Origin of the sequence: Paenibacillus macerans (assembly GCF_900454495.1) — a bacterium.
Classification (GTDB): domain Bacteria; phylum Bacillota; class Bacilli; order Paenibacillales; family Paenibacillaceae; genus Fontibacillus; species Fontibacillus macerans.
This window is the reverse complement of the sequence record NZ_UGSI01000001.1, coordinates 473,584-496,071: the sequence shown is the minus strand read 5'-3', so window position 1 is coordinate 496,071 and position 22,488 is coordinate 473,584. Positions and strand designations below refer to the sequence as shown.

The window sequence follows — 22,488 nt, the reverse complement described above, 5'->3', positions numbered from 1 at the left end:
TAGAGCACCATAGCCTGTTTCTTTTGCAGCTCGATTCGGACGATCACCGCTAACTGCAAATCTTCATGGTCCAGCCAACGTTTAAGTTTAGATATTATTCACAAGCTGCGCATCAATGAGATAAGTTAGTTACTCCAGATTATTTGTGATAACAATAAGGTGGGTAAAGGTGCCGCCGATTGCATTTTCTACTTCCATTCTTCCGACGACCAATCCGTTAATCGACACTGCGTCATCTTCTTTTAAGTTACCACTTGGAACTGTTGAAAGTATATCTATAATAGTGTTATCTTCAGTTGACAGTAATACTTCTGAACGTAAAAAAGTTTCAGATTCAGGTGGGTAGTCTTGGACTAAACTAACGATTCCTTCAAAGGCAATGGGCTTTCCATAATAATCCCACGGAGCCTTAAAAACTTTGGCAATATCTTCATGACTGCCTTCCGTTAATGGTCCAGACTCAATTAAGTAATCTAAAGCAATGATAACATTTCCATTCGTCTCTGGGTTTTCATCAGCAAGGTTCCATTCATAAGAACCGTTAGTTGCTTGATTTTGAGACGCTGCTTGACTCTCCTCGGCATTCTTTTCTATATCGCTGACCACGAACGACCCAAATACATTTTTGACTAAATCTTCTCCGATCGATTTATAAGAATCATTTGATAAAGAGATAGAAACTGTGTAGATATTTGACTCTAGCGGTACAATAAACTGAGTCAAAATAACTTGGGCGCCAGTAGCGCTGTGCTTGTATTCACATATTAAAATACCTGCATCCCTACTAAAGAACATTTTATCCTCGAATTTCAGCTTCTTAAAATTATCCATCCCCGCAGCACTTTGATTTTGCTTTAAATTTTCTACGGCATACTCTGCAATATCTTTGGCCGACATGCTCGAGAAATTGTTGGGTTCGACTACCACATTGATATTGTCAGCAAACGAATTTTCAGAATTATTGTTTTTCACAGCCATTTTGATCATGGGGTTATTAAATATAGTGATATCGAACTCATCCCAATCCTCCGGATATTGGATGGTGAATTCTTCATTTGCAAAAGTTTTATAGACTATCGGCGAAACTGATTTTGTTTCGCTTTCGGGATCAGTTGCATTTGGTTCAATAATACTGGATTCATGATTACACCCTATTAAAGTTAATGCACAAATTAGTACAGTTAATAATTTTTTCAAAACGGTATCTTCCTTATTATTTCCTCATCGGCTGAGGGATTTGCTTTATTCAGTTTGTTAATCTTCAACTTACAATCTTTTTTATTCTCATGCATCATACTGAAAAATCTTTCATTTTCCCCATCCCATTGTTGAAAAAGGGCAAATTTTCATCTCCAAAATTAAAATCTTATACATCGTTCATATCTTAGTGTCCCTGCATGCTGCTTGCACGATTATCCCTTTCGTTCAGGGGGGCAGGGGGGTGAGGGCTGTGACGGGATAAAGAAAAAGAGTTTAGGGAATAAATGAGGCGGTTCAAGCGAGATTTCCGGCTTGAGTAGAGTACTAGGCATGAGAATCGCTGAAGGGTACGTATGTAGCTTTGGGACTGAAGCACTTGCAGAAGTACCTAAACGAGTACACCGGACGGCGTCGGCTGAGCCTACCCGGAGCGGAAGAAAACATGCCCACCTATCTCAGACATATCCCCTACTCCAAATATATCTACCTTGCCCAATTATATCCCCTTCTTCTGAATTTGTCTTCTTCTTTGCCTCCTGAGCAAATGGGATAATCGTGCAAAGTGTCCGGCCACCGGATGTTGATCTGCAACCAACTCATGCAAAAAAAGACCAGTTTATCACAAAACTGGCCTTTTGATCTTCAAAACTTAAAATAAGCATGAAACCGCTGATCCTGGATTTGATACAACGGAACAAACCGCGTGCCGTCCAGAGTGAAATGCAAATCTCCTTCCGATTTTTTCATTCGCTCTACGAATTGTTCTTCACTGTAAGGCCAGGCGATAAAATCCTGTTCCTCATGGATCGCCGCCAGAACATAAGGCCCGAACAAAACGCTTTTTATGCGAGCATCGTCCGGAGTGCTTACCAATCTTAAAGAGTAAGGAAAAATAAGTTCTACTTTATCGTGTTCCCAGACATTTTGGATTTGAATATATCCGTCCTCTTGGCGCGGGGCCGCTACAATTTCATCGTTCATCTTTACCCTGATGGAGCGCTCCGCCGCCCACTCGGGAATTCTAAAGCGGATGTTTAACTCCTTCCCGCCGTCAACAAAAAACTGCACGGTCTCGGCAAACTCTCCTCTATTTCTTTTTTGGGATACGGTAATCCCCTTCTCTTTCCACGACAAAGTGGACGGTATATACAGGTTGACGAACAAGTTATCCTGATCATGGAAATAAATGCTTTCCTGATATTTAAAATGGTTTTCCAAACCGGTGCCATGGCAGCAGGTATTTTCATGGGTATCGAATTTCTTGCAAGAACCCGGGGCTAAAGGCAGGAAATAGGTGCTTCCCCCATCTGCCCGCTTGCTGTTTCCCGTTGCCAAAATATGATTGTAAAGCGTTCTCTCATAATAGTCCATGTATTCCTTTTTAGGTTCGAAACAGAACAGTTCTTTGGTCAGCTTTAACATATTGTAGCTGGCGCAGGTCTCTGCGGTTTTATCGGTCAAATAAGCGGCGATCTTGCCGGGCTCTTTGAACATTTCCGTCTCGCCGACGCCGCCGATTTGATAAGCGTGGTCTTCCGTAACCATACGCCAAAAGTTTTTGGCCGCCTCATAATAGGCTTTCTCGCCTTCCGCCTCAAATAGTTTCAAAGCGCCGATGATTTGCGGAATATGCTGATTGGCGTGCATATCGCCGAGGGTATCGATATTTTCCTTCATCGGGAATAATAATTGCTCATTATCAAAATATTTTGCGGCTGCCAAGTAGTTCCGGTTCTGCGTGATCAGGTACAGGTTCGTCAAAACCTCGTTCATGCCGCCGAATTCTCCGGCAATATAGAGTGACCACATTTTCTGGCGTTGTTCCTTGGAGAGCTGGCTCAGCCGCCGGTATACCCAATCGCCTAAGCGAACACACATCACCAGGGCGTGTTTATTCCCGGCCAGAGTATAGCAGTCCAGCAGTCCGGCCATAATTTTATGCAAGGTATAATAAGGCGCCCAAATCGTCGGATAAGTGGAATACTCTTCCAACAGATTAAACTGATCCTCCGAGTAAGCGCTAAGAAATCCCTGATGATAACCGGGCAGCTCCGACATGACGTTTTGGCAGCGGCTCAACTCGGCAATCATATAGTCCATTTTGTCTTTGATGGCCGAATTTCCCCCTGTAGCACTATAGGCAAGCGCTAAAGCGGATAGATAATGCCCTGTCGTATGCCCCTTTAGGTTGCACTCCGGAGCGTCCCAGCCCGTCATCGGTTTGGCGCCTTTAACATCCAAATGGGCGGCCGCCCTAAAATTATACAGCATCTGATCGTCATCCACGGATAACAGATACTCCAGTGAACGGTTCATCGCCGCTGCAAACTCCGTATCCGCCTCAAGCCGTACGCTTTGACCGCCAAAAGCATATACTTTTGGGGTGTGCGGAATCACTTCATCCGTATCCGTCATCACTGTCACTTTTGCTTCAGCCTGCCATCCGGTTTCCTCCAGCTTGCCTTGGATCGTAAAGCCACCCGTTTGTTGATACCTTTCCCTTTCGATCGGCTCCCAGGAGACATGGCTTACTGTCCGGCTTCCGGTATCGTTTCGGACGACAACGACGGTCGGCAATTCCGGCTTGATTCCTGCTGCCGTTTGGACCTCAACTGGATAGACCTCAACGATTTCGGCTTTATACTCTTCTTCCAGCACGGTGACATCAAAGGTTCTCTGTAGGGATTCCCCTTCAAAGGTAACCGTGGCTACCAGAGGAACGATTCGATTTCCAACGCCAAAAGTTGGTCTGGTGACCTTGCCAGTATGACTTAAAAAAAGAATTTCTTTCGATTCCCAGGTAATGGATGAGCCATGCTTGCCTGTGGAAGGCAGCTCCAGATCGGTATCCACCGTATACAAATTACCTATATAAATGCTATCGCAGTCCAGTTTCACGATCTCCTGGCGGTGTTTTTTGACCTCTTCCCTATCCATATGCGTACATCCTCTCTAATCTCAAGCTTGTGTCAAGTTGCCGATTTTGTTTTTCACCCAGTTCTTCCCTTCGATAATCCGCGCAATGACCATGCTTATAGCCGTGTCACCCGTCACGTTCACCATCGTGCAGAACGGATCCGTAATCGTGCCCATAATCACCAGAATCGGAACCGCTTCCATGGGAAAGCCAAAAGCAGTACAGATAAACATCTCGCCAATGAATCCTCCGCTCGGGATCGTGCCAACGATAATTCCGCTGATCAAAGCCACGAGAATCGCCGTAACCATATCCGCCGGCCCCATCGTTATGTTTAAAATTCCGAACAAAAACACGATTTTAATCATTTGAACGCTGACAACCCCGTTTTTATGCACGCTGGCCCCTAGCGGAATAATGATATCGCTGATTTCATCAGGGATGCCCATATCTTTGGCAGCCAGCCGGTTGACCGGGATGCAAGCCGTACTGCTGCAGGTTCCCATGGCGGTCGTCAGCGGCAGCCATATATTTTTCCAGAACCTCTTAAGCCCGGTGGTCCCCCCGCCGTAATATGAGGCTAGAACCGAAAATAAGATGAAAAACAAGATGCAGAAGACGGAGTAAATAATGGAAGCCCGGGCCACGGACCATACCACCTGGTTGCCGACTTTTCCGATTAATGTGGCGAAATAACAGGCGATGCCGACGGGCGCGTAATACATGATGATCGATACGATTTTGTTCAGCACGGCGGACAAGCTGTTTAGCAGCTTGACCACAGGCTCTCCAATCTCCCCGATCGAGCTTACGGATATCCCGAACAAGATGGCAAACACGATTAAGGCCATCATATTTTTTAAAGACAAAAGCTCGACAAAATCGGAAACCGTAAACAATCTCACAAGATCCAAAGAGCTGTTGTCGGTTTGCACCGCTTCCCCGAAAGTTACGTGCGAGTTCAGCGCCGGATTAAAAATGAGCCCGCTGATCAGCGCCAGTACGGCAGTAATCAAGCCCGTAACCACAATCACCATAAAAAAGATGCCAAGAATTTTTCCTAGCTTTTTCAAGTTCGTCATACTGGCGATCGAACTGGCAATCGACACAAAAACCAGCGGAACGATAATGCAGAACACCAGATTCAGAAAAACATCCGCAAAGGGCTGCAATACGGATGAGCGTTCGCCAAAGAATCGTACCGGCAATCCCGCCGACCAACACGCCGGCCAGCAAAATAATCGAAAATTTATAATTTTTTAAAACACCCAGCATTGCTCTCACCTCATTCATGATGTTGTTTACCTTGGATAATAACGCTTACAAAACTGCTTCACCGTCGACGGAATGAAAAAGTTTTATAACCTAAGTATGGAAGCCGGGACGGGTTTTTAAAATTATTAAAATTAGCAAAGAATAGTTCATTATTAACTTTTAAAATATAACATTATTAGCATTTTATAAACTTCAGCACCTTCGCCGAATCCGGTCTCCAACTCTTGTCATTGATTTCTCCCCATTTAAAGTGATATCTTAAATAAAACAAAATGAACATGGGAGGAATTCGGAATGTTATATATCAATTTCAGTTGTCCTCCACTGCCCCATCTGATTGTTGGGGGCATTTCACTTTTTCGGAAAGGCGATATTCATGAACGGCGCATTCTTAACAATACCTTTGATTTGATCTTCGTATTTAGCGGAGCGCTTTATCTGGAGGAAAACGGACGGAAATATATCGTGGAGCCTGGGCAATTTTTAATTTTGCCGCCGGACAATCTGCATAAGGGATACAAACCGTGCACGACCGACACTGCCTTTTCCTGGATTCATTTCTCCACAACGGGCAGTTACTCTTATTCGGAAAGTCCCATTTCCTATGCATCCGCCAAAATGAACAAACACAAGTATTATAAAAAAGATACTTTTTACATTTCACTGCCGCAGTACGGAATGATCGATAAGAGCCTACACGACGTCCTAAAAAGCCACATGGACGATATCTCGCAAGTCAAAATCGATAAATATCACAATGAAAAGCTGTTTTACCCTTCCACCATTTCGCAAATACAATATCAACAGCTGTTTCTTAAAATATTGACCATTTTTTGCGACTCTAATGAACGTACCGTTGAAAAAGACGTTGCGGCGGAGATTTACGATCTGTTTACTTTAAACTATGGGCAAAGTTTTACTTTGAACGAGCTCGCCGAGCAATACGCCTTCCATCCCGCGCATATTATTCGCTGCGTAAAACATAAATACGGTATGAGCCCTCTGCAATTGTTGTTGTCGATCCGTCTGAACAAAGCCAAGCAACTGCTCGCGGACCAGGATAAAACGGTAAACTGGATTGCGGCTTCCGTTGGTTTCTCCGATACGTCCTATTTTTGCAAGCAATTCAAAAAATCAATCGGCATGACCCCATTGGAATATCGAAAAATCATCACCACGCCCGCCAAAAGTGAATAAATCGCGCCGAAAAAGGCAACCATAACCACGGAAATCCCCAACGAATAATCATTACACTTCAGGAGGAATTTAACGTGGCCAAACCAGATGACCGTTCCGATAACGTGGAGAAACTGCAGGATAGCATTCAAGATACGATCGAAAACTTCCGTGAAGGACAGGATTACCTAAGCGAGCATGCCGACGAAATCTCCGGCGGAGAGAAACAGCATATCGAGGAGAAAAACGAAAGACGGCTGAACGCCATTGAAGGTATGCGCGAAGAAGTGAAGGATGAGGCTGCGCATCAGAGAAAATCCTAAAGAGGTTGTTCAAAAATATTAAACCAAGAAAAGGGGTGCTCCACGGCCAAGTTGTTTAGCCATGCGGGCACCCCTTCGCTATGCTTTTCGTTTAGGCTTCGTCCCAAACGCTAACTTCCTTCATCTTGTCGCCAGGGCGGATTTCATCCACGAGTTCCATCCCCGAAGTAACCTTGCCAAATACCGTGTGAACCCCGTTCAAATGCGGCTGCGGCTCATACACGATGAAGAACTGGCTGCCGCCCGTGTCTTTGCCGGCATGCGCCATCGACAGTACGCCGCGTTCGTGCTTCGTCGTATTGGTTGCCGTCTCGCATTTGATCGTGTAGCCAGGCCCGCCGGTGCCGGTGCCGATTGGACAGCCGCCTTGCGCCACGAAGCCCGGAATCACGCGATGGAACGTTAGTCCGTTATAAAATCCGGAGTTGGCCAGCTTCTCGAAGTTGGCTACCGTACCCGGAGCTTCTTCCGGCAGAAACTGAATTTCTACTTCTCCGCCTTTTTCCAAGACGATTTTGCCTTTTTTCATATCGTTACACACCCTTCTTCTTTAAGGTCTTAGACAAACCTCTTTCAGTTTACTAGAAAAAAGCCCGGCACGCAAAACAGCGGAACAGGTCCGCTTTCGCTGGTGGAAAGACGCAACCGGTTCCGCCTCTTATAAAAGATCTGATTATTTCAGCGAAGGTTGCTTCGAAATCCGCTCCGGAATCACGTCGCACGCGACCAGATCCTGCAGCGATTCCCGCTTCACGACCAAATCGCTGTGCCCGTCTTGGACGAACACGACCGCCGGACGGCGAATCCGGTTGTAGTTGCTGGCCATGGCGTAGTTGTAAGCCCCCGTGCAAGCGACGGCAAGCAGGTCGCCGCTATTCACTTTCGGCAGCTCCACGTCCCAGATCAGCATATCGCCGCTTTCGCAGCATTTGCCGGCGATCGATACGGTCTCCTCGTTCTCGTCATAAGCGCGGTTAGCCAGCATGGCTTCGTATTTGGAGTCGTACAGCGCCGGACGCGGGTTGTCCGTCATCCCGCCGTCGACCGCCACATATTTGCGCACGCCGGGGATGTCCTTGCTCGTTCCCACCGTGTACAGCGTGGTGCCGGCGTCGCCGACGATGCTCCGGCCCGGTTCCACCCAAATTTCCGGAAGCTCGGGATAGCTCGAAAAATGCTGCTTCACCGCATCGGTGATCGCGCGGACGTAGTCCGCCACTTTAAGCGGAGTATCTTCTTCCGTATAACGGATGCCGAACCCGCCGCCCAAGTTGACCACCTTAAATACGACGTTCAGCTTCTCTTTCACCTGCATCGCAAACGCGGCAACGCGCTCCACGGCAAGCTGGAAACCTTCCGTTTCGAAAATTTGCGATCCGATATGGGAATGAACCCCGAGCAGATTCAGATTAAGGCTCCGGGAAGCCAGTTCCACCGCTTCAAACGCGGAACCGTTGCCAATGTCGAATCCGAATTTGGAATCCGTCTGCCCGGTGGAAATATATTCATGCGTATGAGCTTCAACGCCCGGCGTCACGCGCAGCAGCACGTTAACCTTGATGCCTTTCTCCGCGGCGAGCGCCTGCAGCATGTGGAGCTCGGTAAAATTGTCCGCCACAAAACAGCCGATGCCTGCCGACATGGCCATTTCCAGTTCATCCAGCGTCTTGTTGTTGCCATGAAAATGGATGCGCTGCGCGGGAAAGCCTGCTTGCAAAGCCGTATACAATTCGCCTTCGGAGACGACGTCAAGCGACAATCCCTCCTCTTCGGCCAGCCGGCACATCGCCATGACACAGAATGCTTTGCTGGCGTAAGCTACCTGAAAGGACAGCCCCGATGCCCGGAAAGCATCCATATATTCACGGCATCTTTGCCGAACGAGTGCTTCATCTACGATATATAGCGGCGTGCCGAATTGTTGTTTCAGCTCAACCGTGTCGCAACCGCCGATCTCGAGATGGCCTTTTGCGTTGATTTTGCTGGTACCGTGTAAATACATTCTATGCAGTCCTCCACTTTCAATTTTACACCAGTATAGCAAACAACCGGTGCGCTGAAAAATGGATTTTTTCGAATAACATTTGTGTTTTGTGCAAGACAAGCCAATAACCCTTATTTTTTCGGCATTCTCGTGTTGTCCCGTGTTCTGTTGGACGACGGTCTTTGTTTGGAAGTCATGACCGGAACGCGGACCAACACGGCCGCCATAGCCTTTGCATTAAATGGTATAAATGGCCACAAATATGAAGCGTTGTACGAGCGCCGCATCGTCAGCAGCACGATAAACGCAGTTACCCCGACAATGAATCCAGGGGCCCCGAATGCCGCCACCGCAAGCAAAAGAGCAAGCCGGATGATCCGGTTGGCCAAGCCCAACTCATAACTCGGCGTCGCAAACATCCCGATCGCCGCCACGGCCATGTACAATACGACCTCATTGACGAAAAAGCCGGTCTGTACGGCGATGTCCCCGATCAGGATGGCCGCGATCAGACCCATAGCGGAGGCCAGCGGGGTTGGCGTGTGGACCGCGGCCATCCGCATTAAATCGACGCCGAATTCCACGATCAGAAACTGGGCGATCAAAGGGATTTTCGCGGTTTTCTCCGGTCCGAGAAAAGCGAGCAGCGCCGGTTTGTATTCGGGATGAACGACGATCAGAAGCCAGAGCGGCAGCAGAAACAAGGATGCCAGGATGCCGAAAAAGCGCACCCACCGCAAATAAGTGCCCATAAACGGCGTTTGCCGGTTTTCCTCCGCGTGCTGGCACAAATCGAAAAAGGTCGTGGGCAAAATCATGACGCTGGGCGAAGTGTCCACAAACACGACGACCCGGCCCTCCAGCAAATGGGAAGCGACCACATCGGGGCGTTCCGAATAGCGCACCAGCGGGTACGGATTCCAGCCCCGGTGCACGATGGCCTCCTCCAACTGCTTATCGGCCAACGGGATACCGTCGATATTAACCGCCTTGATTTTTTCGCGAACCGAATCCACCTGCGTTTTATCGACGATATCGTCCACATAGGCGATGCAAACATCGGTACGCGTGCGGCGTCCGACGCTCACTACTTCGAACTTGAGCCCGGGGTCGCGAAGTCTGCGGCGTACGAGCGTGACGTTGGTGACGAGCGTTTCGGTGAATCCGTCGCGGGCGCCGCGAACGACCCGTTCCAGCGACGGCTCCTCCGGGCTGCGGATCGGATAACTGCGCGTATCCATCAGCACGGCGGTTTGTTCCCCGTCGATGAACAATACGCTCATGCCGGTCAGCGCTTTGTTTACCGCATCGCTTAATTTGTCCGTCTTCTCCACCTGAATATGGGGGATATACAGCTCGAAAAATGAACGCAGCGCTCCCTCCGTGAGATCTTCCGCAGTCAGGTAAGTCAAGCGCTTAAGGATTTCCTGCATTACTTCAGTCCGGGCAAAACCGTTGATAAAAAACAAAAACGTGCTTTTGCCGCCGAAAGCCATGTCCCGGATTACCATGTCAAAGCTTTCGCCCAGGCCGACGACTTCCTTCAGCGTATGTTTCGTTGTGGACAAGCTTCTGCTGATATTGTCGCTTTTTTGCCAGTATATGATCGATTCCTTGATGTTATCGGACCGTTCCATCTCCTTTTTCCGATATTCCGTTCCGCTCTCCGGGTGGTGATCGCTGACGAGCACATTCTCCTCTTCACCCGGAACGAAATCCGGAATCACCTGCGGATGGTCCGCATCATCTTGCCTCGGTCCGTTTTGTTCATTTTCCATCATTGTACCGGTCAACCTCCCTACTATACAAATTTAAGGTCCGTAAACAAACCATTCAAATAAAGAGCCCGCCATCTTGCCGAACACCATGGCCAGCATAAGTCCAAATAAATACCGTTGCATATGCAAGCGTTTGGCCAAAATCGGCAGCACATTAAGCACCTCGGTCAAGGCCGCCGCTAGCATGCCGACGAAGATCCCGTTCAGCAGGCCGACGAGCCCTTCGGCCGTCCAGGAACCGGCCATCTTCCAATTCCAGAAATCGGCGACCGTTCCCAAAAAAGCGCCGCTCACCATCGCGCCTTCATACCAATGAACTTTACCGTAAGAGTTCGTGAGCTGAGCCAGTCTGGGAATGATGTCCAGCACAATAAAAAACGCGATCATGCCCGCCCCGACGGCAATGCCTCCTGAGAGGCCGATAAAAACAGCCACTCCCGCGGTTAAAGGGGGCATCAGGACTTCTCCTTCGGCGCGCCGGTTTGATGCATTTTTTTGTATTCCTCGGCGATGACGTATTGATTCAAATTTTCTTGATACAAAAACATTTCCACTTCCAGCGGGGTAGGCTCTTCGTTCCATTTTTTCTTGAACAAGTGATTGAAAAAGACGATCATCCCTAGGCCGATGCCGACGGAATAAGCAGCCTGAAACAGGTAAGGATGCTCGTCCCGCTCGCCGGTGAGCATTTCCACGATCCGCACCTGCACCTCCGGCATGCTCACATCCGCATGAAAGTTCATAATCGTCAGCGCGGCTCCGAAAAACAGCAGCAGCCATACGAAACAAAACAAGATCAGCGAAGGTTTTTTCTCCTCTTTGACCATCTCGACAAGCACCTGGGGTTCGCCGATAAATTCGACGCGCAGACCGGGGAAACGCTCCCGGATCACGGAGATCACCAGCATCATGTCAATCACGATCAAATTTCCGTCACGTTGCTCCGGACGGATCAGCACCAGCTCCAGCAGCCTCCGTTCAAGCCCGGAATCCGCCAGTACGCTGGCCACATCCCCCAGCCGGATCGGAACTCCGGCAGGCAGGCCCGCCTGCTTGCGAAGACGCAAATAGACGGCCGAAGCGGCATCCTTCTCCAAACCGTTTCACCCCTTCACTAACATATGCCCATAGTATGCCAAGGGAGGGGGAGGTTTACTCTTAGGCGGGAGTGCTGAGCAGGAAGTCGGCCCGGCAATTTGACAGACGTAGACCAAGTTTTACTTTCCATTTACATCCCCCTAACCATTCGCTGACTTATCCCGCTTATACTTCTTGTTAGGTAACCGGTTACCCTATTTGTATTAACGGAGGGAAAGCATGTTAAAAAAGAGGCATTGGATAAGGACGCTGGCGGCCTGCATAACGGCCCTGACCATCGTTCTTGCGGGATGTTCACCGCATTCGGCTTCAGGCGGCAAAACGCTAAAGGTATGGGCAATGGGATCGGAAGGAAAACAGATGCAGGAATTCGTCAAGGATTTTGAAAAAAAGCACGGGGTCAACGTGGACGTGCTGGCGATTCCGTGGGGCGACGCCCACGATAAGCTGCTGACGGCCGTAGCCGCCGGCAAGGGGCCGGACGTGCTGCAGGTCGGCAACACGTGGGTGGCCGAATTCGCCGAAGCGGGAGCGTTCCTGGATCTGACCGACCGGTTGAAGGATTATCCGAATTTACAGCCGGAGCGGTTCTTCGAAAGCGCTGCGGCAACGACGGTGTATCACGGAAAAACGTATGCCATCCCTTATATTATCGATACCCGGGTGCTGTTTTACCGCACCGATCTGCTTGGGGAAGCCGGCTATCCCAAGGGCCCCGAAACGTGGGACGAGGCGGTGGATGCGGCGCGTAAACTGGCCGCACGCGGCAAAGGACTGTACGGGATCGACATCGACAAGGGCAGCCACCATATCCCGATGATGATGGCCTGGGAGCACGGTTGGGTTTACGATCCGGCGAAGGGCGCGGACAGCTTCGACGATCCGCGGTTCAAAGCGGCGATGGAGCTCTACGCGCAGTTTTTTAAGGAAGGACTGGCCCAGTTGGAAGCCGGTAAGGAAACCGTCCAGGGCTTTAAAGACGGCACCTATCCGATGTTCATCAGCGGACCTTATATGGTGAACACGATTAAAGAGCAAGCGCCGGAAATCGGCGGGAAATGGGCGGTGCGCGTTATGCCGAAGGTCGAAAGTAACGCATCCATGGCCGGCGGTTCCCACCTCGCCGTGTTTCACAATACGGACAAAGTGGACGAAGCGCTGACATTCATCGACTACATGGCCGACCCGCAAACCCAGGTGGCCTGGTATCAAGCCGCCTCCACCCTGCCGACAACGAAAAAGGCGTGGGAAGACCCGGTATTCGCAAGCGATCCGACCATGCAGACCTTCGGCGAGCAACTGAAGACAACGCAGGCTTTCCCGGTCATCGCCGAATACGAGTTCATCGCTTCCAAGCTGCTGAAAACCTTGGAGCAGGTTATTCGCGGCGGAGCCGATATCGACCAGGCACTGACCGGCTACCGGGAAGAAGTGCGCAAAATTCTAGCCAAATAAAGCGATTCTATAGGGGGACGAATCTTGTACGGTTTCCGCAATGTACGCAAAAAAATAATTCCTTATGTGTTCGTCGGCCCGTCCGCCGTCTTGCTGCTCGTTTTCTCCATCATTCCGATCGCGGTTTCCCTGGCCGCCGGATTCACCGATCTGGATCTGGCCGGCCTGGCAAACCGGGCGAATATCGGGTTTGTCGGGCTGGATAATTTCCGCGAACTGTTCCGGGACGAGACGTTTATCGTATCCTTCGGAAACACGCTTTTTTACGTGCTCATCGGAGTTCCCGCCGTGGTGGCGCTGTCGCTGGCCGTCGCCTTGCTGCTGAACTACGGAACAAGTGCGCTCTTCTCCGTATTCCGCGCCGTTTATTATTTGCCGACGATCACCAACATCGTCGCCATCGCCGTCATCTGGAGCTACTTGTACAATCAGCAATACGGGCTGTTCAACTACTTGTTGTCGCTGGCCGGTACAGGTCCGGTGCCCTGGCTGGAGCAGCCCTTTATGGCGAAGATCTCCCTGCTGGTTCTGGCGGTCTGGCAGGGCCTAGGCGTGAACATGATCATCTTCCTGGCCGCCCTTAAAGCGGTGCCGCCCATGTATTACGAGGCCGCCGCCATCGACGGCGCGGGCCGCTGGCAGCGTCTGCGCTACATTACACTGCCCTCGATCCGTTACGCGATTTTCTTCGTTGTGGTCACCAAGCTGATCGGCTGGCTGCAATTTTTTGAGGAGCCCTTTGTCATGACGGGCGGAGGTCCTTTGGACGGAACGATCTCGATGGCTCTGTTCATTTACCAGGAAGGATTCCAGTACAGCAAATTCGGGTATGCCGCCGCAGCCTCAACCGTGCTGTTCGCGATCATCATGATCGTTACGCTGGCGCAGTTTAAATTAAGAAAACAAGAGTAACACGGTCAAATCACGACCTATAGGGATACCGAGGTGATATACGAAATGATAAAGAGCCGATGGGAGCAAGCGGCCGTGACTTTGGTTCTGGCGGCAGGCGGTCTGGCGATGGCCCTCCCGTTCATTTGGATGCTTTTGAGCTCGTTCAAAACGGAAAGCGAAGCCCTGGCCGTGCCGCCGACGCTCTTCCCGAAGACGTTTAGCTTCCAAAGCTATATCGGTCTGTTTGAGCGGCTGGATTTCGGCGTTTATTTAACCAACACCCTCATCGTCGTATTGTTCTCGATGCTCGGCTTGCTGCTGGATACGATGGCCGGCTACGCTTTCGCCAAATTCCGCTTCCGCGGCAACCGGGCGCTGTTTGTGCTGGTGCTGGCCACGATGATGATTCCCGGGCAGGTTAAAATGATTCCAATGTACATTATCGTCAGCGAAATGAACTTGACCAATACGATGGCCGGCATCGTCATTCCCGGGCTGGCGTCGGCCTTCAACATTTTTCTGGTGCGGCAGTTCATGTCTACCATCCCCGACGAGCTGCTGGAAGCGGCGAGATTGGACGGCGCGGGCGAGTTCCGGATTTTTGCCACCATGATTTTGGCCTTGTCCAAATCCGTGCTGGCGGTGCAGGCCATTTTCACCTTTATCGGGGCATGGAACAGCTTTCTGTGGCCGCTCATCGTCGCAAATGACGATGCGCTCTTTACCTTGTCGGTGGGAATGTCACTGTTAAAGGGCCAATACTCCACCGACTTCGCGCTGCAGATGGCCGGATCCGCTTTTATGGTCATTCCGGTGCTGATCGTGTACACCGTGTTCCAGCGGTACATTATTCAAGGGTTCAATCTGTCGGGGCTCAAATGATGGAGAAGAAATATACCATTCGGGACATCGCCAGGTTGGCCGGGGTCACGCCCACCACCGTGTCCAAGATTATCAACGATACGGGAAACATCAGCGAGGAGACCAAAAACAAGGTCCGCCAAATCATCGCGGAAACGGGCTATCGTCCAAGCTTCTCCGCCAAAGCGCTTGCTTCCAGGAAATCGAAGCTGATCGGCGTGATCATCGGCGGGAGATACAACGTCGGGTTTACCCATCCCTTCTTCAGCATGATCTTGAACAACTTTAAAGATATTATCGCCGCCATGGGCTACGACTTTATTTTTTTCTCGGAAAACAGCGATTACGTGGAAAGATGCGGCTACTACAATGTCGCCGGCTGCCTGATCATTTCCGGGGACCACCGGGACAAAGGGAGCCGGGCGCTGGACCGCAGCGGCATACCGACCGTCGGCGTGGACATGGAGCTGACCGGCAACAAATCAAGCTATGTGATGACCGACAATTTCCTTTTGGCCGAGGAAGTGGTGCGGCATGCCTGGGAGAACTCTATTCGCTCCGCGGCTTTTATCGGCGGCAACAAGAGTTCGTATATTACGGTACAAAGAGAAGCGGGCTTTCGCCGGGCGATGCAGAAATACCAAATGGAAGTGAAAGAAGAATGGGTGGAGTACGGCGATTATTTTGACCAAAGCGGCTATGCCTGCATGCGGCGGATTTTGAAGAAAAAAGCGCGGCCGGAGCTCGTGTTCGCCTGCTCGGACTTTATGGCGCTGGGGGCCATCGAGGCGATCAAAGATTGCGGTCTGGACGTCCCCGGCGATATTTCCGTTATCGGCTGCGACGATATCGACGCCGGCCGGTTTTCATCGCCGAAGCTCACGACCGCCGGACAGGACAAGGAGCAAATCGGCCAATGGGCCGCCGAATTGCTGCTTGACCTGATCGAGAAGGACCAGCCGGGACGTGGCGTCCTGGTCGAACCCAAACTGATGCTCCGGGATAGCTGCGTATCGCGGATTTAAAGCGGATTGAAAGGCGTGCCGGACAGCCGCCTTAAATGAACAGGACCATCCCCCCGCGAATGGTCCATAATCCGGAACCGGGATACATCGTAGAAGCGGAGGGCACATTCTGCGCGCTCAAGACCTGCTTGATGAACTGCCCGAAATATGATATTTTGAAAAAAACGGTGTGAAGCACATGCCGCTCTGGCCATACAACTCTGTTCGGGTTGTCTGTCAGGGCGGCTTTTTGTTTGATTCCAAAAGTTAAGGTGGTGCAGATGCTTTGTTTGAAGAGGTCTATCAGGATTGGCTAGAAAAGCAAATTGCCGAAGAGAAAAGTCCAAGAAGAAGAGAATTGCTGCAGAGTGGATTAGGTCATGGAACGGTTGATTTTTTGCGCGGTATCTGGTTTCCGGCCATTGGAAGCTTTGATCATTATATCCCGAATATGAGGTGCGAGACTTTAACAACGGTTATCGCTATCTCGATCTAGCCTATATGCCCGGCGATGCTAAAGGATGTATTGAAATCCACGGTTATCGCTTCCACGCCCGGGACGTAGAGGTTTCCCGATTTAAAGATTTATGTATGAAACAAGCTTTGCTCGTTCTTGACGATTGGTATTTCCTGCCTATCGCCTACTTGTCCATACGTGATGATCCCGGAATGTGCAAGCAACTGGTCCTTTCTTTTGTCGGAAAATTTTTATCTATGGACACCCCCTCCGAACTAAGCTGGGCGGAAGCGGAAACGTTGCGGTTCGGACGCAGATTGCTGCGTAAATTTGAAACTCGCGAACTGGCCGCACACCTGCACCTGTCGGAAAACCGCACGAGGATTGTGCTCCGTTCACTAGTAAACAAGAAACTGCTGATGGTCGCCAGCGGAACACAGCGATACCGCACATATCGGCTCAGGAACGTACTTTAAATGTTCTTGCTGTGATGCTCTTGCTGTGATGCTCTTGCTGTGATGCTCCTCTGCTATGTTCTTGCTGTGTAATCTGCTCGTGCTTCAATGTTCTAACGGTTGCCACAAGCGTTATTCCCGCAAAAATGAGGCATCCGAATTTCTAACGAATGTAATCGACGCTATTTGCCCCATAATCACCCTTAACGGACGAAAATAGCTCAAATAACGCCGGTGGCATCCGTTAGATTTTTTAAACGAACAAAATCCACGATTTAACGGCGATGGCAACCGTTAGAAGTCCATTAAATACGAATCGACCTGGTTTGATCGAATTAGGCGCCCTAATACCGTTGCAATCAGAAATCGACACTTTTGGGCCTCCTTCTCGCCGCTGCTTCAAATTACCCGGATATCGAAGCCTTTGAAATCGGCGCAAGGCGTTGAACTTGAACTTAAGCCTGAGCAAGCGGTTCTTGACGGCGCCGCCGGCCGGCCCTCCCGGGAGGCCTGGCTCGGCCAGCCAGCCTGAGACGCTTGGCTCGAACGTCTGGCCCGGTTCGCCTCAAACGCGCAGATGCCCACCTTCGCTCCGACCCATACGCCTTTTTCCGCGATAAACGATTCGCCGATATCCATAAACCGGCAGCCGCCGTCCAGACTATACCTGAACCGGCAGTTCCCCGGCTCTTGCACGACAGCTTGCAGCACAATCCCGGCGGTATCCACCGCCACGCCCGCGACGATCGCGTCGTTCGGCCGCCCGCTTTCCGAAGCGACCTGCTCGAGCAGGAATCGTCCGTCCTCAAGCGGTGTAACCAGCAGCGCCATCAACCGCCGGCCGAACACGAGAAGCCCCGCCCGGCCCGCCGGGGTAAGATGCTCCAGCGTCAGCTGCGTTGTCGCGCTGAAAGAGGGCGCCGGGAACTTTTGCAGCAGCAGCGGCGGCGCATCGTATAGGCGTTCGCACCCGTCCGGCAGCGGCAGCGCGTAAAGACGCAGGCATCCAGCCTCCGGCCGCAGCTCGTACCACTCCGCCCCCGGATTGGCCTGCCACTGCCACTGCAGCCCCAGCGCTCCGGCGCGAAAATCGTCCGAGGTCTGCGGAATATCCGGATTCACGCTGCCGGATAATACTGCCCGCGTCCGCGGTTTGCTCCAGCGCTCCACCGGCTCCCCGGGGCCACTTTTGTGCAACTTATTTTCACCTATCCCGCTCGCTCTTGACCTGTACTCATCGGGCGCACGCTCGTCTAATCCACACTCACCTAGCTCTCTCGCACTTGGCCCACCATCACCGAGTTCTCCCTCGCCTGCTTCATCTATACCGAGCTCTCCCCTACTTGCTCCAGCAGACTCACCGGGTTCGCCCGGTTCACCGCTTGAACCGGGTGAAACCCGCCCCATCACAGGCCAATCGTCGACCCACCGCATCGGCTGCAGATGAACGATCCGCCCGTAAGCGCCCTTGTCCTGAAAATGAACGAACCATGACTCGCCCGATTCAAGCTCGACGTAACCGCCCTGATGCGGGCCGTTTACATCCGTCTCTCCTTGATGCAGCACGATTTTGTCCTCGTAAGGCCCGTCAATCGCCCTCGCTCTGAACACGCTCTGCCAGCCGTTCTCCACACCGCCCGCCGGGGCAAAAATATAGTAATACCCGCCCCGTTTATACATTTTCGGGCCTTCCAGCGTCGGATGACGAGCCGTGCCGTCGATAATGATCCGCCCTTCATCCAGCAGCCGGGTGCCGTCCGGCGCCATGCGGAAAAGCTGCAGCAAATGCTTGCGGCCGGAGCGGCTGAAGGCGAAGGCATGCACCAGGTAGGCCTGGCCGTCCTCATCCCAGAACGGACAAGGGTCGATCCAGCCTTTGGCCGCGCGCACGAGATGGGGCGCGGTCCACTTTCCAAACGGATCGGCGGCTTGGCACATAAAAATCCCCTCGTCCGGCGTGCTGAAGAACACCCAAAACTTCCCGTCATGATAGCGCAGGCTCGGCGCCCAGATGCCTTTCCCATGCTGCACGCGGTCGTATCCGGGCCAATCGAAACTCGGGACCACATGATTAATGATCGTCCAATTGACCAGATCGCGGGAATGCAGCAGCGGCAAGCCGGGCATATGATTGAAGCTCGACGAGACCATATAAAATTCATCATGAACCGCGATGATATCAGGGTCGGAATAATCCGCGAAAATAATCGGATTCCGGTACGTCCCGTCCCCCAGGTCGGGAGCCCACCCCCGCCGCCCGATCTCATTGATCCGCATTACATGTTCCTCCAATCGCATGATGACCTCCGCCCTGTTAATTGGCGGATTGGTCGTAGCTCGCTTTTTCTCTAGCCAGCAGGTCCGCCCACTCGTCAAGCAGTTCCCGGGCGCTCATCCGTTTGGCCATCGTCTTTTGAATCAACGGCTCCACCGCTTTTTGCACATTGCTGTATCCCGGCAAATAATAAGGCGTGTCGGCGAACTTCGTGTCCGGAGAGTTTAGCAGCTCGGAAGCCGATTTCATGTACGGAATCTCCTGCACCCAGGCATCCTGCGCCGCCTCCTTGTTGGCGGGAATTTCCCCATATAGCTTGGAGTAGCGGCTGTTGATGTCATGCGACAAGTAGAAGGTCATAAATTTCCACACCGCGTCTTTGTGCTGCGCCGATTTCGACATTGTCAGCCCCAGCGGCGCAAGGCCCGGATGCTCCCTATACCCTTTCACACTGGCCGGAAAAGGAACCGCCGCGAATCTATTGCGGTCGCCGCCAAACGCCTTTTCATGCGAACTGGCCGAGCCAAGATTGTGCACGACGATCGCCGCTTTGTCCGACTGAAACGTGGCCGCCAGTTCGCTCCACCCCTTGTTCAAGTCGTCTTCCGGGGTGAACACGTTATAGGCGCCCAAATATTTTTCGACGAATTCCACATGCAGCGGGTCATTGATCGTAGGCTTGCCATCCGCGGTAAAATAATCGGTAATGCCCGAATAGGAATACATCAGCATCTCCAGCGTGTTGGCGCTGCCCGCCCCGCCGCGGATGCTAAGCCCGTAACGGCCTTTCCCCTTATCCGTGAGCTTCTCCACCGCCGTAAAGAAGTCCGGCCATGTCTCGGGCAGCTTAAGCCCGGCTTCCTTAAACCAGTCCGGCCGCACCCACAAATTCCACGTTTGCGAGCTGTAGGGCAGCGCGTACAGCTTTCCTTCTTTCGCATCCAGCTTCCGGTTGCTCGCGATGATCTCCGGCGAAATCAAGTCCTTGTCTTCCCAAGCCGCAAAATAATCGTCCAGCGGTTCAAGCACGTCGCGGGTGATCAGATCGGCCTTGAAATCGTTCATAATATCGGGCGCCTGTCCGGCGGAAATCGCCACATTGACCTTCTGCTCATAGGCGGACAGGTCTCCTGGAACGCCGAGATAGTCCACCTGGATATCCGGATTCTGCTGCTCAAACTCCTGGATGATTTGTTCAAAAAAAGCGTTGCGCTCCGGCGTAACGGCAGCGGCCCAAAAGCTGATTTTCGTTGGCGCGGCGGCCTCCCCCTGCACCCCGCCGCCGGAACCGCCCTCCCCGCTTTTGGCCGCGCTTCCGCAGCCGGCAAGCACCAGCACCAGAGAAAGCGTTAACAACAATAATGAGCGAAAACCTGTTTTTTTCATACTTCATCCCCCTGTAAAATAGATTTGGCGCCGGGCCCGGACTAACCTTTAACCGCGCCCCCGCCAAGGCCCTGGATCAAATAGCGCTGGATGTACATAAACAGCAGTACCGGCGGGATCAGTCCGATGATGCTGCCCGCCGCAAGCGAGGCGTACTCGACGCTGAATTCGCCGATCATAAATTTCAGCCCGATCGGTATCGTAAAGCGCTCCGGCGTCGTAATAAAGGAAAAAGCGACCAAAAATTCGTTCCACACGCCGATAAACGCAAACGCGCTCGTCGCCACGATCCCCGGCAGCACAATCGGCGTGATGATGGAGAAGATAATCCGCATCCGCCCGGCCCCGTCGACCATCGCCGCCTCGTCGATTTCCTGCGGCGTGCCGGAGATGAACCCGCGCATCAGGATCGTGTTGAACGGCACCTGCGACACGATGTAAAACAGGATGAGCGCCAGCGGCGAGTTGATCAGTCCTAAATTTTTGAAAATGAGAAACAGCGGAATGACGAACAGGATCACCGGCATCATTTGCGTGGCCAGCAATATCAGCATGAACGCCCCCCGTCCCCGGAACTTGAAGCGGCTCAGCCCATAACCGTTCAGCAGGGCCAGCACGGTGATCACCGCGACCGACACCACCGACACCAGCAAACTGTTGAGAAAATAACCGGAGAAATTGTTCTGCGTCCACACTTTTACGTAATTTTCCAGCGTTACCGGTTGCGGGATGTAAGAAACCGCACTGCTTATGACATCGGACTCGCGCTTCAGCGAAGTCGACAGCGCCCATAAAAACGGAACGAGCACAAACAACAGCGTTAACGCCAGCGGGACATAAAACAGCAGCAGCCTGGCCCCGATACGGCCCCATCGCCGGCTCATTTACACCGCCTCCGATCGGTTCAGTCTCAAGTAAACGACGACAAACACCAGCAGCAGCAGGAAGGTGACGGCTCCGAGCGCCGATCCGTATCCGTAATTCCCTTCCAGAATCGCCGTCTTCATCATGTAAATCGGCAGCGTTGTCGTCATATTCATCGGTCCGCCGCCGGTCATGGTGAAAATCATGTCGATCGAGTTGAATTCCCAAATCGCCCGCAGCAAAGTGGCGAACACGATCGACTCCTTCAAATACGGCAGCGTAATATGCAGCAGTTTGCGGAACCTGCCCGCGCCGTCCACCTCGCAGGATTCGTACACTTCGCGGGGAATCGTCTGCAGTGCGGCCAGCAGCGTAATCGCGAAAAACGGAATGCCGCGCCACAGCTCGGCCACGATGACCGAGCCGAACACCGTGTCCGTGTTGGCCAGCCAGGCGATATTTTCCTTGATCAAACCAAGCCGCATCAGCAGATCGTTGATGACCCCGATATGCTGGTTATACATCAGCGACCACAACATCGTCGTCAGCACCCCGGACACCGCCCACGGAATCAGCACGAGCGAGCGCACCAGCCCGCGCAGCTTGAAGCTCTCATGAAGCAGCAAAGCAACGATCAGCCCAAATATCAGCTGCAGCGCCACCTCCAGCAGCACCCATTTGACGGTGATGCCAAGCGATTCGTAAAATAGCGCGTCCTCCGTGAAAATACGGCGAAAATTAGCCAGGCCGATATACCCGGCCTCATGCAGACGAGTGAAATCGTAGCTCTGCAGGCTAAGGTCAAACACGCGCAGGATGGGAAAAACCATCACTCCCGCAATCAACAGCAGCGTAGGCGCGATAAACAGATACGGCAGAAATCTCTCTTTTTCCCTGCCGCCCCGCGTTAAGCCAGCAGCCGGGGCTGACCCCGCGCTTTGCGCCTGTCTTGTTGTCTCCATAACAGCACCTCCGCGTCTATCGTAATCCAGACCCGTTAGACGGCGGAATTCAATATTTTTTAAATAATGTTTGTTTTCTTTAAATACGTGTTCAAAAAGTCGGGTTTTCAGCACCGAGAAGGTT

18 protein-coding genes and 1 pseudogene are annotated in these 22,488 nt (G+C 51.9%); 7 read left to right on the top strand and 12 right to left on the bottom strand.

The window, feature by feature from the left end:
- Nucleotides 1-129 precede the first annotated feature (129 nt).
- The 3 genes from DYE26_RS02250 to DYE26_RS02240 all read right to left on the bottom strand — a co-directional run bounded on the left by DYE26_RS02250 (nucleotide 130) and on the right by DYE26_RS02240 (nucleotide 5,289).
- Nucleotides 130-1,197, bottom strand: coding sequence for a hypothetical protein (locus DYE26_RS02250; protein ID WP_036621864.1), 1,068 nt, complete (start codon nucleotides 1,195-1,197; stop codon nucleotides 130-132).
- A 645-nt stretch (nucleotides 1,198-1,842) separates the two neighbouring features.
- Nucleotides 1,843-4,137, bottom strand: coding sequence for a beta-L-arabinofuranosidase domain-containing protein (locus DYE26_RS02245; RefSeq protein ID WP_036621862.1), 2,295 nt, complete (start codon nucleotides 4,135-4,137; stop codon nucleotides 1,843-1,845).
- A 21-nt stretch (nucleotides 4,138-4,158) separates the two neighbouring features.
- A complete protein-coding gene (locus tag DYE26_RS02240; RefSeq protein WP_240534224.1) occupies nucleotides 4,159-5,289 on the bottom strand; it encodes a dicarboxylate/amino acid:cation symporter in 1,131 nt (376 codons plus the stop codon).
- Between the two features lie 397 nt (nucleotides 5,290-5,686).
- On the opposite strand from DYE26_RS02240, the gene DYE26_RS02235 reads away from it, so the two are divergent.
- Both DYE26_RS02235 and tlp read left to right on the top strand, forming a co-directional pair.
- A complete protein-coding gene (locus tag DYE26_RS02235) occupies nucleotides 5,687-6,589 on the top strand; it encodes an AraC family transcriptional regulator (RefSeq protein ID WP_036621861.1) in 903 nt (300 codons plus the stop codon).
- Between the two features lie 74 nt (nucleotides 6,590-6,663).
- A complete protein-coding gene (tlp, locus tag DYE26_RS02230; RefSeq protein ID WP_036621859.1) occupies nucleotides 6,664-6,891 on the top strand; it encodes a small acid-soluble spore protein Tlp in 228 nt (75 codons plus the stop codon).
- 91 nt (nucleotides 6,892-6,982) lie between these two features.
- Here tlp and DYE26_RS02225 read toward each other — a convergent pair whose 3' ends face one another.
- The 5 genes from DYE26_RS02225 to DYE26_RS02205 all read right to left on the bottom strand — a co-directional run bounded on the left by DYE26_RS02225 (nucleotide 6,983) and on the right by DYE26_RS02205 (nucleotide 11,750).
- Nucleotides 6,983-7,420, bottom strand: coding sequence for a peptidylprolyl isomerase (locus DYE26_RS02225; RefSeq protein WP_036621858.1), 438 nt, complete (start codon nucleotides 7,418-7,420; stop codon nucleotides 6,983-6,985).
- A gap of 144 nt (nucleotides 7,421-7,564) precedes the next feature.
- Complete coding sequence (gene lysA / locus DYE26_RS02220; RefSeq protein ID WP_036621857.1) at nucleotides 7,565-8,893, bottom strand: diaminopimelate decarboxylase; 1,329 nt, start codon at nucleotides 8,891-8,893, stop codon at nucleotides 7,565-7,567.
- Nucleotides 8,894-9,006: 113 nt separating this feature from the next.
- The gene (locus DYE26_RS02215) at nucleotides 9,007-10,653 is read right to left on the bottom strand and encodes a spore germination protein (protein ID WP_082208039.1); all 1,647 of its coding nucleotides are present in this window, start codon (nucleotides 10,651-10,653) and stop codon (nucleotides 9,007-9,009) included.
- 33 nt (nucleotides 10,654-10,686) lie between these two features.
- A complete protein-coding gene (locus DYE26_RS02210) occupies nucleotides 10,687-11,109 on the bottom strand; it encodes a stage V sporulation protein AB (protein ID WP_036621855.1) in 423 nt (140 codons plus the stop codon).
- On the bottom strand, nucleotides 11,109-11,750 hold the full coding sequence (locus tag DYE26_RS02205; RefSeq protein WP_036621854.1) for a stage V sporulation protein AA: 642 nt from the start codon (nucleotides 11,748-11,750) through the stop codon (nucleotides 11,109-11,111). Before DYE26_RS02205 ends, DYE26_RS02210 begins: the two co-directional genes overlap by 1 nt.
- Nucleotides 11,751-11,970: 220 nt before the next feature.
- Between DYE26_RS02205 and DYE26_RS02200 the strand changes: the two genes are divergently transcribed.
- The 5 genes and pseudogenes from DYE26_RS02200 (at nucleotide 11,971) to DYE26_RS02180 (ending at nucleotide 16,898) form a co-directional block, all read left to right on the top strand.
- A complete protein-coding gene (locus DYE26_RS02200; protein ID WP_036621853.1) occupies nucleotides 11,971-13,206 on the top strand; it encodes a sugar ABC transporter substrate-binding protein in 1,236 nt (411 codons plus the stop codon).
- A gap of 24 nt (nucleotides 13,207-13,230) precedes the next feature.
- A complete protein-coding gene (locus DYE26_RS02195) occupies nucleotides 13,231-14,118 on the top strand; it encodes a carbohydrate ABC transporter permease (RefSeq protein WP_036621852.1) in 888 nt (295 codons plus the stop codon).
- Nucleotides 14,119-14,163: 45 nt separating this feature from the next.
- Nucleotides 14,164-14,982, top strand: a complete 819-nt coding sequence (locus tag DYE26_RS02190) for a carbohydrate ABC transporter permease (RefSeq protein WP_036621851.1) — start codon at nucleotides 14,164-14,166, stop codon at nucleotides 14,980-14,982.
- On the top strand, nucleotides 14,982-15,986 hold the full coding sequence (locus DYE26_RS02185) for a LacI family DNA-binding transcriptional regulator (RefSeq protein ID WP_036621850.1): 1,005 nt from the start codon (nucleotides 14,982-14,984) through the stop codon (nucleotides 15,984-15,986). Before DYE26_RS02190 ends, DYE26_RS02185 begins: the two co-directional genes overlap by 1 nt.
- Before the next feature lie 265 nt (nucleotides 15,987-16,251).
- Nucleotides 16,252-16,898: pseudogene (locus DYE26_RS02180) on the top strand (transcriptional regulator).
- A gap of 378 nt (nucleotides 16,899-17,276) precedes the next feature.
- Here the strand turns inward: DYE26_RS02180 and DYE26_RS02175 are convergent.
- From DYE26_RS02175 to DYE26_RS02160, 4 genes are read right to left on the bottom strand one after another with little or no spacing between them, the layout of a single operon-like run.
- The gene (locus DYE26_RS02175) at nucleotides 17,277-19,154 is read right to left on the bottom strand and encodes a glycoside hydrolase family 43 protein (protein ID WP_082207735.1); all 1,878 of its coding nucleotides are present in this window, start codon (nucleotides 19,152-19,154) and stop codon (nucleotides 17,277-17,279) included.
- 37 nt (nucleotides 19,155-19,191) lie between these two features.
- The gene (locus DYE26_RS02170) at nucleotides 19,192-20,538 is read right to left on the bottom strand and encodes an ABC transporter substrate-binding protein (RefSeq protein WP_051985381.1); all 1,347 of its coding nucleotides are present in this window, start codon (nucleotides 20,536-20,538) and stop codon (nucleotides 19,192-19,194) included.
- Nucleotides 20,539-20,579: 41 nt separating this feature from the next.
- On the bottom strand, nucleotides 20,580-21,422 hold the full coding sequence (locus DYE26_RS02165; RefSeq protein ID WP_036621848.1) for a carbohydrate ABC transporter permease: 843 nt from the start codon (nucleotides 21,420-21,422) through the stop codon (nucleotides 20,580-20,582).
- Entirely contained in the window at nucleotides 21,423-22,364 is a 942-nt protein-coding gene (locus DYE26_RS02160) for a carbohydrate ABC transporter permease (protein WP_051985380.1), read from the bottom strand.
- Between the last annotated feature and the right edge of the window lie 124 nt (nucleotides 22,365-22,488).

Coding starts and splice junctions, on each gene's coding strand:
- DYE26_RS02245 (WP_036621862.1), bottom strand. CDS start 4,137: ATGGATAGGGAAGAGGTCAAAAAACACCGCCAGGAGATCGTGAAACTG.
- DYE26_RS02235 (WP_036621861.1), top strand. CDS start 5,687: ATGTTATATATCAATTTCAGTTGTCCTCCACTGCCCCATCTGATTGTT.
- DYE26_RS02225 (WP_036621858.1), bottom strand. CDS start 7,420: ATGAAAAAAGGCAAAATCGTCTTGGAAAAAGGCGGAGAAGTAGAAATT.
- lysA (WP_036621857.1), bottom strand. CDS start 8,893: ATGTATTTACACGGTACCAGCAAAATCAACGCAAAAGGCCATCTCGAG.
- DYE26_RS02215 (WP_082208039.1), bottom strand. CDS start 10,653: ATGGAAAATGAACAAAACGGACCGAGGCAAGATGATGCGGACCATCCG.
- DYE26_RS02210 (WP_036621855.1), bottom strand. CDS start 11,109: ATGCCCCCTTTAACCGCGGGAGTGGCTGTTTTTATCGGCCTCTCAGGA.
- DYE26_RS02200 (WP_036621853.1), top strand. CDS start 11,971: ATGTTAAAAAAGAGGCATTGGATAAGGACGCTGGCGGCCTGCATAACG.
- DYE26_RS02190 (WP_036621851.1), top strand. CDS start 14,164: ATGATAAAGAGCCGATGGGAGCAAGCGGCCGTGACTTTGGTTCTGGCG.
- DYE26_RS02185 (WP_036621850.1), top strand. CDS start 14,982: ATGGAGAAGAAATATACCATTCGGGACATCGCCAGGTTGGCCGGGGTC.
- DYE26_RS02175 (WP_082207735.1), bottom strand. CDS start 19,154: ATGCGGATCAATGAGATCGGGCGGCGGGGGTGGGCTCCCGACCTGGGG.
- DYE26_RS02170 (WP_051985381.1), bottom strand. CDS start 20,538: ATGAAAAAAACAGGTTTTCGCTCATTATTGTTGTTAACGCTTTCTCTG.
- DYE26_RS02165 (WP_036621848.1), bottom strand. CDS start 21,422: ATGAGCCGGCGATGGGGCCGTATCGGGGCCAGGCTGCTGCTGTTTTAT.
- DYE26_RS02160 (WP_051985380.1), bottom strand. CDS start 22,364: ATGGAGACAACAAGACAGGCGCAAAGCGCGGGGTCAGCCCCGGCTGCT.